Annotated in this window: 13 protein-coding genes; 8 read left to right on the forward strand and 5 right to left on the reverse strand. The window is 65.1% G+C overall.

Annotated features, from left to right (window positions below; all coding sequences use genetic code 11):
* Window positions 1-58: 58 nt before the first annotated feature.
* The 4 genes from PDMSB3_RS14070 to PDMSB3_RS14085 all read right to left on the reverse strand — a co-directional run bounded on the left by PDMSB3_RS14070 (window position 59) and on the right by PDMSB3_RS14085 (window position 5565).
* Window positions 59-1546 (reverse strand): ADP-heptose--LPS heptosyltransferase, encoded by a 1488-nt coding sequence (locus tag PDMSB3_RS14070; protein ID WP_007181105.1) that lies wholly within the window; start codon window positions 1544-1546, stop codon window positions 59-61.
* A 53-nt stretch (window positions 1547-1599) separates the two neighbouring features.
* Window positions 1600-2700, reverse strand: a complete 1101-nt coding sequence (gene aroC / locus PDMSB3_RS14075) for a chorismate synthase (protein ID WP_165186661.1) — start codon at window positions 2698-2700, stop codon at window positions 1600-1602.
* A 176-nt stretch (window positions 2701-2876) separates the two neighbouring features.
* A complete protein-coding gene (locus PDMSB3_RS14080) occupies window positions 2877-4814 on the reverse strand; it encodes an MFS transporter (RefSeq protein WP_165186664.1) in 1938 nt (645 codons plus the stop codon).
* 289 nt (window positions 4815-5103) lie between these two features.
* On the reverse strand, window positions 5104-5565 hold the full coding sequence (locus PDMSB3_RS14085) for a CBS domain-containing protein (protein WP_007181102.1): 462 nt from the start codon (window positions 5563-5565) through the stop codon (window positions 5104-5106).
* A 239-nt stretch (window positions 5566-5804) separates the two neighbouring features.
* On the opposite strand from PDMSB3_RS14085, the gene PDMSB3_RS14090 reads away from it, so the two are divergent.
* From PDMSB3_RS14090 to PDMSB3_RS14100, 3 genes are all read left to right on the forward strand, one after another.
* Window positions 5805-7157, forward strand: a complete 1353-nt coding sequence (locus PDMSB3_RS14090) for an O-acetylhomoserine aminocarboxypropyltransferase (RefSeq protein ID WP_035517978.1) — start codon at window positions 5805-5807, stop codon at window positions 7155-7157.
* Window positions 7154-7966, forward strand: coding sequence for an alpha/beta fold hydrolase (locus PDMSB3_RS14095; RefSeq protein ID WP_165186666.1), 813 nt, complete (start codon window positions 7154-7156; stop codon window positions 7964-7966). Before PDMSB3_RS14090 ends, PDMSB3_RS14095 begins: the two co-directional genes overlap by 4 nt.
* 199 nt (window positions 7967-8165) lie before the next feature.
* Window positions 8166-8486: an Mpo1-like protein gene (locus PDMSB3_RS14100; RefSeq protein ID WP_165186669.1), complete on the forward strand. Its 321-nt coding sequence runs from the start codon at window positions 8166-8168 to the stop codon at window positions 8484-8486.
* A 125-nt stretch (window positions 8487-8611) separates the two neighbouring features.
* Here the strand turns inward: PDMSB3_RS14100 and PDMSB3_RS14105 are convergent, their stop codons facing one another.
* The gene (locus PDMSB3_RS14105; protein WP_197740253.1) at window positions 8612-9925 is read right to left on the reverse strand and encodes a YihY family inner membrane protein; all 1314 of its coding nucleotides are present in this window, start codon (window positions 9923-9925) and stop codon (window positions 8612-8614) included.
* A 121-nt stretch (window positions 9926-10046) separates the two neighbouring features.
* Here PDMSB3_RS14105 and wrbA point away from each other — a divergent pair, with 121 nt between their 5' ends.
* The 5 genes from wrbA to PDMSB3_RS14135 all read left to right on the forward strand — a co-directional run bounded on the left by wrbA (window position 10047) and on the right by PDMSB3_RS14135 (window position 14511).
* Window positions 10047-10649: an NAD(P)H:quinone oxidoreductase gene (gene wrbA, locus PDMSB3_RS14110; RefSeq protein WP_165186672.1), complete on the forward strand. Its 603-nt coding sequence runs from the start codon at window positions 10047-10049 to the stop codon at window positions 10647-10649.
* Window positions 10646-11113 carry a DUF2069 domain-containing protein gene (locus PDMSB3_RS14115; RefSeq protein WP_165186674.1) on the forward strand — a complete coding sequence of 156 codons (468 nt, stop codon included), beginning with the start codon at window positions 10646-10648 and terminating at the stop codon, window positions 11111-11113. Before wrbA ends, PDMSB3_RS14115 begins: the two co-directional genes overlap by 4 nt.
* 66 nt (window positions 11114-11179) lie before the next feature.
* Complete coding sequence (locus PDMSB3_RS14120; protein ID WP_165186677.1) at window positions 11180-12598, forward strand: FAD-binding oxidoreductase; 1419 nt, start codon at window positions 11180-11182, stop codon at window positions 12596-12598.
* Between the two features lie 50 nt (window positions 12599-12648).
* Window positions 12649-13455 carry a metallophosphoesterase gene (locus PDMSB3_RS14125; protein WP_165186679.1) on the forward strand — a complete coding sequence of 269 codons (807 nt, stop codon included), beginning with the start codon at window positions 12649-12651 and terminating at the stop codon, window positions 13453-13455.
* 333 nt (window positions 13456-13788) lie between these two features.
* Window positions 13789-14511 carry an SOS response-associated peptidase gene (locus tag PDMSB3_RS14135; protein WP_007181092.1) on the forward strand — a complete coding sequence of 241 codons (723 nt, stop codon included), beginning with the start codon at window positions 13789-13791 and terminating at the stop codon, window positions 14509-14511.
* Window positions 14512-14553: the final 42 nt, after the last annotated feature.

Below are 14553 nucleotides of genomic sequence, written 5' to 3' on the forward strand. Positions count from 1 at the left end.
CGTCACCTCCCTTCGCAGCGCCGGCGACTGAATGCCCGCGCTGTGAAGGCAACCTGCTTCAACTCCGCCCCACCGCTTCAATCCGCTCCCGCACTTTCGCCACGACCGGCGCCCAGTCGCCGACGCGCGGCTGTCGAACCAGTTCGATCGAATCGTACCAGGCCGTCACTGGGGATCCGTCGCCCCAGAACCACGCGGAAACGTGATCGATCATCAGACAGGTCGGTACGCCGAGCGCCCCCGCCAGATGCGCGGGCCCGCTATCGATCGTGACCACGAGATCCAGATTCGCCAGCAACGCCGCGACATCGTCGAAGCCGGACTGAAAATGATGCGTAAGATCGACGATGTCGAAACCCTTGGCACGCCACTGCGCGACCGTCTCTGCGCGTCCCGGCGACAAAGCAAAATAGCTCACGCCAGCTACGTTCAGCAGCGGTTCGATTTGCCCGACGGGCACCGACCGCCGCATGTCGCGGATGTGGTCCGGATTGCCGTTCCACACCAGCCCGACCTTTCGATTGCCGCATTTGCCGAGTTTGCCGGCCGTGTGCACATCGACTCGCTCGCGCCATGTCTGCCTGAGCGTTGGATCAGCGCTCAAGTACGGAGCGCCCCACCCCGTTGCGTCGAAAATGCCGAGCCGCAGCGGCAGGCTCACCAGCCCGCAGTGAAAATCAGGGCGTGTCTCCAGACTCGTCTCGAGTGGAAGATCAGCGGGCAGCATCCGTTCGAACAGATGGCGCAACGGCCCGTCGTGACCGAAAATCACCCGGCCGCCCTCGCGCCGCGCCCGCTCGGCCAGCATCGGCAAAAAGCGCACTGCCCAGAGGCAATCGCCATTGCCTTGCTCGCCATAGACCACTAGCGTCCTGCCGGCAAGCGACTCACCCTGCCAGGGCGCACTGATCGCGGCGAGCGCCTGTTGCGCATTATTCAGTTCGCCGCCGGCAAACGCGACGCGCGATTCGTAATGCGCCCAGCCCTCGGCGAAACGTCCGCTGCGAATTTCGAGTTCCGACAGATCGAACAACGCATGGGCATTCTCCGGCGAGAGCACCAGGACTTGCCGGAGCAACGCCTCGGCCTCAGCAAACCGCGCCTGTTCCTTGACGCACAACGCCAACTTGTGCAGCGCCACCGGATTGCCGGGCACGACGCGCACGGCTTCGCGCAACAGCGCCTCGGCGCTGGCGAAGTCGTCGCGTTGCTGCACGGCCGCCGCGCGCCAGATCAGCGCATTGGCATCTTCGGCATGGTGCGAGAGCAGCAGCCCGGTGGCGGAGTCGACCAGCGCCCAGTCGCGCAACACGAAGGCCGTTTGCGCGATCGTATGCAACAGCGTGGGTTCGCAGAATGGATCGAGTTGGTATGCACGCACCAGCGCAACAAGCGCCTCACGTTGGCTCGCCTTGTCGCGCCCCGCGTGTTGCAACAGCGTCTGGCCGAACGCCAGGCAGTCGGCAGCGGTGGCATGGGGTGCGGCGGCACGCGCGCGCAGATCCGCGAGGCGGCTTGCTGCCGGCTCGGCGCCGAAATCAGTCATGAGAGACGACACTGCTCGCGTAGACGAATACAGATGCGCTTGACGCAGGCTCGTTAAGGCGCGCTCGCCGCGATCTTCGGCGTGCTGACGGACACGTCGCCGCATTGCGCGCGATGGCGCAGCGCGTGGTCGATCAGCACCAGCGCGAGCATCGATTCAGCGATCGGCGTGGCGCGAATGCCGACGCACGGGTCATGCCGCCCGAATGTTTCGACGACAGCCGGTTGCCCCGCCTTGTCGATGGAGCGGCGCGGCGTACGAATGCTAGAAGTCGGCTTGATCGCGATCGACACCGTGATGTCCTGCCCGGTCGAAATACCGCCGAGCACACCGCCCGCGTGATTGCCGACGAAGCCCTCCGGCGTCAATTCGTCGCCGTGCACCGAACCACGTTGCGCGACGCTCGCGAAGCCCGCGCCGATTTCGACGCCCTTCACCGCGTTGATGCCCATCATGGCATGCGCAATGTCCGCGTCGAGGCGGTCGAACAGCGGCTCGCCGAGGCCGACCGGCACGCCGGACGCCACGATGTTGATGCGCGCGCCGATCGAGTCGCCCTCCTTGCGCAGCGCGTCCATATACGCTTCCAGTTGCGGCACGATCTGCTCGTTGGGCACGAAGAACGGGTTTTCGCGCACGTGCGCCCAGTCGACGAACGGCACGTCGATCTCACCGAGCGCGGCCATATAGCCGCGAATTTCCGTGCCGAATTTCTCGCGCAGCCACTTCTTCGCAACCGCGCCCGCGGCCACCGTCGGCGCCGTGAGACGGGCCGACGAACGGCCGCCGCCGCGATAGTCGCGAATGCCGTACTTCTGCCAGTAGGTGTAGTCGGCGTGGCCCGGGCGGAACGTGTCGGCAATGTTGCCGTAGTCCTTGCTGCGCTGGTCCGTGTTGCGGATCAGGAGCGCGATCGGCGCGCCGGTGGTCTGACCTTCGAACACGCCCGCCAGGATCTCGACCTTGTCTTCTTCCTGACGCTGCGTGACATGGCGCGACGTGCCGGGCTTGCGGCGGTCGAGTTCCAGCTGGATGTCGGCTTCGTTGAGCGCCAGGCCCGGCGGGCAGCCGTCGATCACGCAGCCGATAGCGGGACCGTGCGATTCGCCGAAGGTCGTGACAGTGAAAAGCGTACCGAGCGTGTTGCCGGACATGGGCGTCGTCCAAAGAAATGCGGGGAAAGCGCTATTATGCCAGCCCCGTGGCGACCGGACCGCGTCGTACGGCGGTTCTGCCCGATTGGCCAGGGGCGCACGCGCGGCCGGTTCCCGCCGCCATACCCCAGTTCGCCGATACACATACCGCCGCCGGCCAGAAAGGTCCGACCACGCTACTTCCGCGCGCCGCGCAATTCGGTGACAAGTTGCTGCAGTTTCTCCGGCGTCGCCTGCGCCGGATCGATCGGCTCACCCACCGCCAGCGTCAGTCGGCTCATGACACCCTTCTGGATAGGCCGCAGCCAGCGCGCGTCGCCCGCCCGCGAAAATACGCTGCCCCACAACCCGCGCAACGCCATAGGAATGACCGGCGCCGGCGTACGCTTGATGATCTCGGTCACGCCATGACGGAACGGATTCATCTCGCCGGTTCTGGTGAGTTTGCCTTCCGGAAAGATGCACACCAGATCGCCCTCGGCAAGCGCCTGCGCGCAGCGCTCGTAGGCGCACGTCAGCAACTGCGCGTCCTGATGCGCCGGTGCGATCGGAATTGCTTTTGCGTGACGGAACACCCAGCCGGCGAACGGCGTCCTGAATATCTGATGGTCCATCACGAAACGGATCGGGCGCGGACTCTCGGCCATGATGACGATCGCGTCCACAAGACTCACGTGGTTGCACACGAGCACGGCCGCGCCCTCCTCCGGAATCCGCTCGGCATGCACGAGGCGAATCCGGTAAAACGTGTGCACCAGCACCCACGCGATAAAGCGCAGCAGAAATTCCGGCACGAGCGAATAAATGTAGGTCGCCACCACGATGTTCAGCAGCGCCGTGACGAGAAAAATCGCCGGAATGCCGAAGCCTGCCGCGGTCAGGGCCACGGCCATCAGCGACGAAACGATCATGAACAGCGAGTTCAGAATGTTGTTCGCCGCGATGATCCGCGCCCGGTGGCTCGGCTGGCTGCGGCTCTGGATCAGGGCGTACAGCGGTACGCTATAGAAGCCGCCGAACATGGCGAGCAGGAACAGATCAGCCAGCACGCGCCAGTGGGCGGGCCGCACGATGAATTCGCCTACGCTCAGCAGAGGCCCCGCGGGCGGCAACGCATGGCTCGCGAAAAACAGATCGATCGCGAACACGCTCATGCCGATCGAGCCGAGCGGCACGAGGCCGATTTCGATGCGCCGCTTCGAGAGCTTTTCGCACATCAGCGAACCCAGGCCGATGCCGACCGAGAAGGTGCCGAGCAGCACGGTCACGACATCCGGGTCGGCGGACAGCACGTCTTTCGCAAAGCTGAAAAACGACGACAGGAAGATCGCGCCGACGAACCACAGCCAGGATATTCCCAGCAGACTCAGGAACACGGTCCGGTTTTCGCGCGCCAGTTTCAGGTTGCGCCACGTCTCGCTGACCGGATTCCAGTTGATGCGCAAATCCGCTTGCGGCGCCGGCGTGAGCGGCACGAAGCCCGACACCACGCGCCCCACCAGCGCAATCGCAACGCAGGCGCCGGCCAGCACAATCGCGCCGTGTTCGACGAAACCCGCGCTCACGCCGCCGACGATCGTGCCGACCAGGATCGCCACGAAAGTGCCCATTTCGACCATGCCGTTGCCGCCGACGAGCTCCGACGTCGACAGATGCTGCGGCAGGTACGAGTATTTGACCGGGCCGAACACGGTTGAATGGACGCCCATCAGAAATGTGCACAAGTACAGAAGCGGCGCGCTATGCAGCCAGAAACCCGCGCCGCCGATCAGCATCACGACGATTTCGAAGCTCTTGACCAGACGCGTGAGCATCGCCTTGTCGTACTTGTCGGCAATCTGCCCGGCGGTGGCCGAAAAAAGCACGAACGGCAGAATGAAGATGGCTGAAATCAGGAACGCCGCCGTTTTCGGATCGACGCCGGAAAAACGCGCCGCCTGATAGGTGACGAGCGACGTGAAGCCGATCTTGAAGACGTTGTCGTTCATCGCGCCGAGGAACTGCGTCCAGAAAAACGGCGCGAAACGGCGCTGGCCGAGCAACCGGAACTGGGATTCGTGCGCGTCGCGTTGGCGGGCGGCGCGGCGGGCAGCGGGTAACGGACGATCGCTCATGAAGTTCCGGAAGCAAGCCAAAGAGCAACGATGAAGAAAGCACCCTGCGCGCAGCTGCGCGTGGGCGGCTCACCGGGCGGCACACATGGCACTGGCGCCCTGCAAGCCGATCACGCGGGCTCGCACCAGCCTTGGCGTCGAGTCAGCCGGAAGGCCGCATCCAGGTGCAAAGCTGAACGGAAGCCGAACCCGGCGCCGGACACAAAAAAAGCGCACGCTTTCGCGCGCGCCTTGACCGCCTCTTCGCGCTCACGACAACGGCTGAAGCGTCGCAGTGAGTCGCCGCGCATTAGCGCGCCGGTTGCTGTTCCTGCTGTTCTTCCGGCCAGTCGCGGATATAGGCCTTGAGCATGCGGTTTTCGAAGCCCTGCTCTTCGACCACTGCCTTGGCGACGTCGTAGAACGAGATCACGCCCATCAGCGTGCGGCTTTCCAGCACCGGCAGATAACGCACGTGGTGTTCGAGCATCATGCGGCGAACTTCGTTCACGTCCGTTTCGGGCGTGCAGGTGAGCGGATGATCGTCCATGACCTTGCGGATGGTGGACGTGCCGACGCTGCCGCCGTTCTTGCTCAGCGTCAAAATAATTTCGCGAAAAGTCAGCATGCCGACGAGGTCGCCGTATTCCATCACCACCAGCGAGCCGATGTCGTGCTCCGCCATGGTATTGACTGCGTCGTGCAGCGTGGTATCCGGCGTAACCGTGAAAAGGGTGTTGCCTTTGACTTTGAGGATGTCGCTGACTCGCATGATCTGTCTCCCGTAATGCCGCTAAGCTCGTAATACATCAATGACTTTCGATCCTAGCGGAAAGACCCGTAAAAGGAAAGCCGCCCGCCCACCAAGGCGTGCCGGGTGCACGAATGTTCGCACCCGGGGCCTCGCGCCCATGCGCATCGGGAAAACCGCGCTTGAAGCGCTGCATGCCGGTGATAGGATGGCCGCCACTTTCACCTTTCGCGAGGCCGTCCGTGGCCCCGCCGCCCAGCATGTCCGCGAACCGTTTCGACACGCTTGCGCTGCACGCCGGCGCTGCTCCCGACCCGACCACCGGCGCGCGCGCCACGCCGATCTATCAGACTACCTCGTTTTCGTTCCGCGATTCGGACCACGCCGCGGCGCTCTTCAATATGGAGCGCGCCGGTCACGTTTATTCGCGCATCTCGAACCCGACCGTGGCCGTATTCGAGGAACGCGTAGCCGCCCTGGAAAACGGCGCGGGCGCGATCGGCACGGCGAGCGGCCAGGCGGCTCTGCATCTGGCCATCGCCACGCTGATGGGCGCGGGCTCGCATATCGTCGCCTCCAGCGCGCTGTACGGCGGCTCGCACAATCTGCTGCACTACACGTTGCGGCGCTTCGGCATCGAGACGACTTTCGTCAAACCCGGCGACCTCGGCGCGTGGCGCGCCGCGCTGCGCCCAAACACGCGGCTGCTGTTCGGCGAGACTCTCGGCAATCCGGGGCTCGACGTACTCGATATCGCCGCCGTCGCGCAGATCGCGCATGAGCACCGCGTGCCGCTGCTGGTCGACTCAACCTTCACCACGCCTTATCTGCTCAAACCGTTCGAGCACGGAGCGGACTTCGTCTATCACTCGGCCACCAAATTCCTCGGTGGCCACGGCACGACGATCGGCGGCGTGCTGGTGGACGGCGGCACGTTCGACTTCGAAGCCTCGGGGCGCTTCCCCGAATTCACCGAACCTTACGACGGCTTTCACGGCATGGTGTTCACCGAGGAGAGCACCGTCGCGCCGTTTCTGCTGCGAGCGCGCCGCGAGGGCCTGCGCGACTTCGGCGCATGCCTGCATCCGCAAGCCGCATGGCAACTGCTGCAAGGTATCGAGACACTGCCGTTGCGAATGGAACGGCACGTTGCCAACACGCGCCGGGTGGTCGATTTCCTCGCCGGTCACGCCGCGGTCGAGGCCGTCGCCTATCCGGAACTGCCGACGCACCCCGACCACGCGCTCGCGAAGCGGCTGCTGCCGCGCGGCGCCGGCGCCGTGTTCAGCTTCAATCTGCGCGGCGACCGCGCGGCCGGACGCAGCTTTATCGAGGCGCTCTCGCTGTTCTCGCATCTCGCAAACGTGGGCGACGCGCGCTCGCTCGTGATCCATCCCGCATCGACCACGCACTTTCGCATGGACACCGCCGCACTCGCCGCGGCCGGTATCGCCGAAGGCACGATCCGCCTCTCGATCGGCCTCGAAGATCCCGACGATCTGATCGACGACCTCAAGCGCGCGCTAAAGGCCGCACAGAAAGCGGGCAGTTCGAGCGCACTGCACGGCGGCGCGTCCGGCAGTGCCGCCCAACCCCGCCCGGAGTCCGCATGATCCTCACCGTTCAAGGCAAGCCCGCCTTTGCGTACACCGGCGGCAAAGCGTTCGACGCTAGCCTGCCGACCGCCGTATTCATCCACGGCGCCGAGCATGACCACAGCGTATGGGCGCTGCAGACCCGTTACTTCGCGCATCACGGCTTCGGCGTGCTGGCCGTGGATCTGCCCGGCCACTGCCGCAGCAGCGGCCCGGCGCTCACCACTATCCCGGCGCTCGCCGACTGGCTGGCCGCGCTGCTCGACGCCGCGGGCGTGCAACGCGCGTTCATAGCCGGCCACAGCATGGGCTCGCTGATCGCGCTCGACTTCGCCGGCCGCTATCCGGAGCGGGCGACGCACCTCGCCCTGCTCGCCACGGCAATGCCGATGGACGTTTCCGACGCGTTGCTCGACGCCGCCCTCAACCGCGAACCCGAAGCGATCGGCATGGTCAACCAGTGGTCGCATTCCACCATCGCCGCCAAGCCTTCCTGTCCCGGCCCCGGCTTCTGGCTGCACGGCATGAACCAGCGGCTGATGGAACGTGTGTCGGCACGCGGCGAGCCACACCTGTTCCACACCGATTTCACCGCCTGCAATACCTACGCGGACGGGCCGGCCCGCGCCGCACAGGTGCGCTGCGCCGCGCGCCTGATCGTAGGCCGGCGCGACGCGATGACGCCGCCGCGCGCAGCCAGGGCGCTCGCCGACACGCTCGCGCAGGCAGGCATACCGGTCGATACGGTCACGCTCGAAGCCGGCCACGCGTTGATGACCGAGCAACCCGACGCCACGCTCGACGCCCTCTTCAGCTTCGCTTCCTGAACACCTCACGAAGCTCGATGAAGGTTGCGAGCCATCACGATAGCTGCGTCGGGAGCGCCGCGCCATCGGCCGAATGGCCAGGTTGCGTGCGTGGCACGATAGCCGCACAATGGGTCAAGCCTGTCCTGTTTCGAGTGCGTGCGTCCAGCATGCCGGCGCACGCCGGAAAATAGGGAAGCGTAGCAATCCGGAGGCCGTGATGGCTCAAACCACACACACCGATCACTTTGCGAGTTTCGCGGAGTTCTATCCGTATTATCTGAACGAGCATCGCAACACCGTCTCGCGGCGGCTGCATTTCGTGGGGTCGCTCGGCGTGATCGGCTGTCTCGCGATGGCGCTCGCCACGGGCGACTGGCTATGGCTGCCCGCTGCCGTGATCTGCGGATACGGCTTTGCCTGGGTCGGGCATTTCTTCTTCGAGAAGAACCGGCCGGCTACCTTCCGGCATCCGCTTTACAGCCTGATGGGCGACTGGGTGATGTTCAAGGACATCTGCGTCGGCAAGATTTCGTTGTAGCGAGGCGTTGACGTCATCGCCGTATCCAGGCCCGAACTTCCGCAGCTTCACGCGGCATCGAGGCGCGCGTCAAGGAGCCGCATGCGGGCGGCATCGAGGCTGCGTGGAGCGGCTTGAAACCGGCTTCAAGCCGCCTGATGCGGCATGGAAGACGTGCCGGATTCGTTCTCCGCGGCCTGCGCGGCACGGGCGGCTGCGCGTGCGGTCAGCAACGCGGCGAGCGTCACTTTCAGCTTGTCGTTCTCCAGCGCCGCCAGCAGCATTTCACCATCCACACGGGTGGACGCCAGTTCGAGTTGATACCCGAGCTCCGCGCGGTCGATCACGAACAGGCCGAACAGGCGTTCGACCGTGATCTGCGCCGGATTCGCGAGCAGCAGGAAATGCGGACGCGCCCCGTTCTCCTGCAAACGCGCGATCCACTCGATCTCCTCGAGCTTCTCCAGCAGGTTGATCGTGGTGCCCATATCGCGGCGAAGCATGCGCGAGAGTTCCGGCACGGTGTAGCCGCGCTTGCCCGCGTCGCGCGCTTCCGAGAGCCGCGCGAGCAGTTCGAGCGAGTCGAACAGATTGCTGCCCTCGAAGGTGGGCCGGTGAAACTGGCCGATGCGTATGGCCGGCAACGCCGAAGCGATCATCGCGCCCGCGAGCGTGATGAACCAGCACAGGTACATCCATAGCAGAAACAGCGGCACGGCCGCGAATGCGCCGTACACCGCGGTGTAGGTTGGAATGCGCCGCACGTAATAGCCGAAGCCGCGCTTCGCGAGCTCGAAAGCGACCGCGGCGGTCACGCCGCCGATCACCGCGTCGCGCCATTCCACGCGGCAATTCGGCAGATAGACGTAGAGAATCGTGAAGGCGACCGCGGTCAGCGGCAGCGCGGCGCCGGCGAGCGCCCACTCGATCACCGGCGTCATGCGCTGGGCCGCCGTGAAGGTCATGGATTGCGTGAACAGGTACGATGAAATCGACAGGCTCACGCCGATCAGAATCGGGCCGAGCGTGATGATCGCCCAATACACCAGAATGCGCTGCGCGATCGGCCGCGCCTTGCGCACGCGCCAGATCACGTTGAAGGCGGACTCCACCGTCATCATCGTCATCACGGCGGTGACGAACAGAAAAATCATACCGATGGTCGTCAGGCCCTTCGCCTTCGAAGCAAACTGATTCAGATAATTGAAGATCTGACTGTTGAGCTGCGCGGGCATCAGATGGTCGGCAAGAAAAATCTGCAGCGACATCTGGAACGAAGCAAAGATCGGAAACGCGGTGAACAACGCGAACGCGACCGTGGCGAGCGGCACGAGCGAGAGCATGGTGGTGAACGTGAGGCTGCCGGCCACCTGCGGAATGCGGTCTTCGCTGCTGCGCTGCGCGGCAAATTGCGCGAGCCGTTTGAGCGTATCGAGATCGAAACGCACCCTGGACAACAAACCCACCTCCCTGGCTTCCTGTAGCAATGTTTCGGGACCGCGCGCAAGACCTGGCCGAACGGCTATGGGTGGCCTATCGAGCGGACCCAGCCCCTATAATACCCGTTCACCGATGAGGCCTATGAAAGACATTCTCGTGCTCTATTACAGCCGTCACGGCGCCACGCGCGAGCTTGCGCTGGCGGTCGCGCACGGCGTCGACAGCATCCCCGGCATGCAGGCGCGTGTGCGCACCGTGCCGCCGGTATCCACCGTCTGTGAAGCGACCCAGCCCGATATTCCCGCCGAAGGGCCGCCCTACGTCGAACTGCGCGATCTCGAAGAATGCGCCGGTCTCGCGCTCGGTTCGCCTACCCGCTTCGGCAACATGGCCGCGTCGCTCAAATACTTTCTCGACGGCACCACGCCGCAGTGGCTGTCCGGCGCCCTTGCCGGCAAGCCAGCCTGCGTGTTCACGTCCACCGGCAGCCTGCACGGCGGCCAGGAATCCACGCTGCTCTCCATGATGCTGCCGCTTCTGCATCACGGCATGCTGATTGTCGGCATTCCGTACACTGAGAGCGCGCTGAGCACCACGCAAACCGGCGGCACACCTTATGGTGCGTCGCATTTCGCGCGCGCGGGCAGAGCCGAACACGGCATCTCCGCAGACGAGAAGACGCTCGCCATCGCGCTCGGCGCACGTGTCGCACGCACGGCGGCATCCATGAGCGAAAGGCCGTGAACAAGCCGGACGCCCAACAACCGGCCGCAGACGTCTCAACGCATGGGCCGCTGCGCCCAAACGCTACCTCTGTGCAGCGAAATCGCGCCGCCGCGCTCGGCGCGACCACTGCACTGGCTGTGCTGATCGCCCTGTGCGTCGCGTGGGAGTGGCGGCTCGCGCCGCTGCGCCCCGGCGGCTCGGCGCTCGTGCTCAAGGCCTTGCCGCTGCTGCTCGCGCTGCCGGGCGTGTGGCGGCAGCGGCTTTATACGCTGCAATGGGCGTCGATGCTGATCCTGCTGTACTTCGCCGAAGGCGTTGTGCGGGGCTGGAGCGACCGCGGGCTGAGCGCCGGTCTCGGCTGGCTGGAAGCCACGCTCTCCGCGGTGTTTTTCGTCTGCGCGCTGGCTTACGTCGCGCCGTTCAAACGCGCGGCGAAACGGGCCGCAAGACAAGCTGCAAAACAGGCCAACACGACCACCTGACCGAGCCAACACAGCCGTCCGCACAACGCCCCGACATTTTTTGCCAGAACAAGCTGACCGACCCACATGACCCAAACCGCTTTTCTCGCTGCCTGCCGCGAGGCCATCGGCGCCACGCAGGTGCTGACCGATCCGCACGACACCGCCCCCTACCTGACCGACTGGCGCCGCCGCTACACCGGCGCGGCGGGCGCGGTGCTCTGTCCGGCCACGCCTGACGAAGTCGCGGCGCTCGTGAAGCTCGCCGTCGAGCATCGCATCGCGCTGGTCCCGCAAGGCGGCAACACGGGTCTCGCCGGCGGCGCAACGCCGGACGCAAGCGGCGCACAGGCAGTCATCAGCTTGCGGCGTCTGAACCGGGTGCGTGACATCGATCCGCACAACAATACGATTACCGTGGAAGCCGGCGTCATCCTCGCCGAAGTGCAGAAGCACGCCGAGGAGGCCGGCCGTCTGTTCCCGCTGAGCCTCGCTGCCGAAGGCAGTTGCACGATCGGCGGCAATCTCGCCACCAATGCGGGCGGCACCGGTGTGCTGCGCTACGGCAACACGCGCGAGCTGTGCCTCGGCCTCGAAGTGGTCACGCCGCAAGGCGAACTGTGGGACGGCCTGCGCGGACTGCGCAAGGACAATACCGGCTACGATCTGCGCGACCTCTTTATCGGCGCGGAAGGCACGCTCGGCATCATCACCGCCGCCGTGCTCAAGTTGCATCCGCAACCGGCCGCGCGCGTCACGGCGCTCGCCGCACTCGCGTCGCCGCACGCCGCGCTCGATTTTCTGTCGCTCACGCAGCGCGTCGCCGGGCCGCTGCTGACCGGTTTCGAATTGATGTCGGATTTTTGCCTGCGTCTGGTCGGCCGGCACTTCGAGCAGATGCGTTATCCGTTCGCCGAGCCGTACGCGCAGGTCGTGCTGCTCGAACTGTCGGACAGCGAAAGCGAGGAGCACGCGCGCGAACTGTTCGAGCGTCTGATGGAAACGGCGCTCGAAGACGGCCTGGTGCAGGACGCCGTGGTCGCGGAAAATCTGGGCCAGTCGCGGGCGTTCTGGAATCTGCGCGAACACATTCCGCTCGCCCAGGCCGAAGAAGGCCTGAACATCAAGCACGATATCGCGGTGCCGATCTCGCGCATCGGCCATTTCATCGAGGAAACCGACGCGGCAATCGCGCAGGCTGTGCCCGGCGCGCGCATGGTGACGTTCGGCCATCTCGGCGACGGCAATCTGCACTACAACGTGCAGGCGCCCGAGGGCGTCGACGCAAAGGCGTTCCTCGAACAGTACCAAGGCGCGATCAATCAGATCGTCTACGACAGCGTGCATCGGCATCGCGGCAGCATTAGCGCGGAACACGGGCTCGGCCAGTTGAAAATCGACGAGGCTATGCACTACAAGCAGGACGTCGAGGTGCAGTTGATGCGCGCCGTCAAACGCGCGCTCGATCCGCTGAACCTGATGAATCCGGGCAAGGTGCTACGCTAGCGTCTGAAGCTTCGCGTTCCCTTGCGGAGCCCCTTGCAGGAGTCGTGGTCGTGAAGATTCGAGTGCTGTCCGATCTGCATCTGGAGAATGACGAGCCCGAACTGATTCCGCATGCGCAGGCGGATCTGATCGTGCTGGCGGGCGACATTCACAATCACGCGGCCGGACCGCGCTGGGCCGCTCAGACTTTCGACGGCGCCGTGCCGGTGGTCTACGTGCCCGGCAATCACGAGTACTACGACGGCGAGTTCAGTGCGCTCGAAGCCGCGCTTCACGACGCGGCCGCGCAGGTCGACAACGTGCATGTGCTGAACAACGCCGCGCTGGTCGACCCGCAAGGCCGGTGGCGGGTGCTCGGCACGACCTTGTGGACCGACTTCGCGTTATATGGAAACGACACGGATACGCTCGCCGGGTCGATCGAGGCTTCGCGCCGGGCCATGCTCGATTTTCGCGGCCTGATCCAGATGAACTGGCCGCACGACACTCACGACGCAACGCGCGACTTCACTCCCGACGACTCGCTCGCGCTGCACCGGCAAGCGCACGCCTGGCTGGAAAGCGAACTCGTCAAACCGTTCGGCGGCAAAACGATCGTCGTCACGCATCACGCGCCGCACCGGTTGAGTCTTGCCGAGCGCTATGCGGAAGACCTCGTGTCGGCGGGCTTTGTCAATCATTTGCCGGACCTCGTGGGACCGCCGGTCGCGTTGTGGATTCATGGGCATACGCATACGCCGTTCGACTACAGCGTGAACGGCACGCGCGTGGTCTGCAATCCGCGCGGCTATCTCGACCGGCGCACAGGGCTGCTGGAGAATCCGTTGTTTGCGTGGGATAAGGTTGTCGAGATCTAGCGGGAAATTGGGAGGTGGCTTGAGTCGCCTGGATCGGTTGGGTCACTTGAGGCGCTCGGGCCGTTTGAGCCCGTTTGAGCCCGTTTGAGCCACTCGGGCCACTCGGGCCACTCGGGCCACTTGAGCCACTTGAGCCACTTGAGCCACTTGAGCCACTTGAGCCACTCGGGCCACTTGAGCCACTTGAGCCGCGTCGGTCGCCCAGGTCGCCCGACTCCGGGCCGATCTGGGTAGCGAGTCCGCACGCCAGGCGCTACGCTGGTGAAGTCGTCGAACCGCCGCCATCCGGCCGCGGCTGTCGAAACCCGCGCCGGTCGTCTCCGGAGGTTGCTCATGTGTGGTCGAATCAGCCAGTACCGCGATCCGCATCTCTACGCCGAGCTCCTCGGCCTTGCCGATCCGCTGATGCTCTTCGATGCCGCTGACCGGCGTCCCGGCTACAACCTCGCTCCCGGCACGCACCCGCTCGCGGTCTACCCGGATCAGACGATGCGCGCGATCCACTGGGGGTATTGCCCGGACTGGGCACGCGAACAGCATCTGCCGCAGACTGTCAACGCGCGCGCCGACGCCGCGCCGAACGGGCGCTACTTCAAGGAGCTGTGGAAAACCGGACGGGTCTTGGTACCCGCGGACGGCTGGTTCGAATGGCGCGTGGAAACCTCGCCCGTGGCCAGCATTGCGGAGAGCAAAGACAAAGCAGACGAGTCCTCGGTGCGCCAGCCCTACTTCGTGCACCTGAAAAGCGACGCCCCCATGTACCTGGCGGCGCTATCGAGCGTACGCGGCACCGGGGCGCAAACGGAAGGTATGGGAATGGTGATCGTGACGGCCACTGCGGACGCGGGTCTCGTAGACGTGCACGGTCGCCGTCCGCTGGCATTCGCGCCGGACGCTGCGCGCCGCTGGCTGGACCCGGCGTTGCCGCTCGACGAACTCGAGCAGTTGGCGCGCAGTGCGGGTTTAGCCGCCGCGCGCTTTCGCTGGCACAAAGTGAGCCGCGAAGTGGACCGCACGCTCAATGACGAACCGGGTTTGATCGCCGCGGTGAACTGAGGATAAGCGCGGAACGCGAGCCACCAACCTGGATAAACCGGC

The organism is Paraburkholderia dioscoreae, from assembly GCF_902459535.1.
Taxonomy (GTDB): domain Bacteria; phylum Pseudomonadota; class Gammaproteobacteria; order Burkholderiales; family Burkholderiaceae; genus Paraburkholderia; species Paraburkholderia dioscoreae.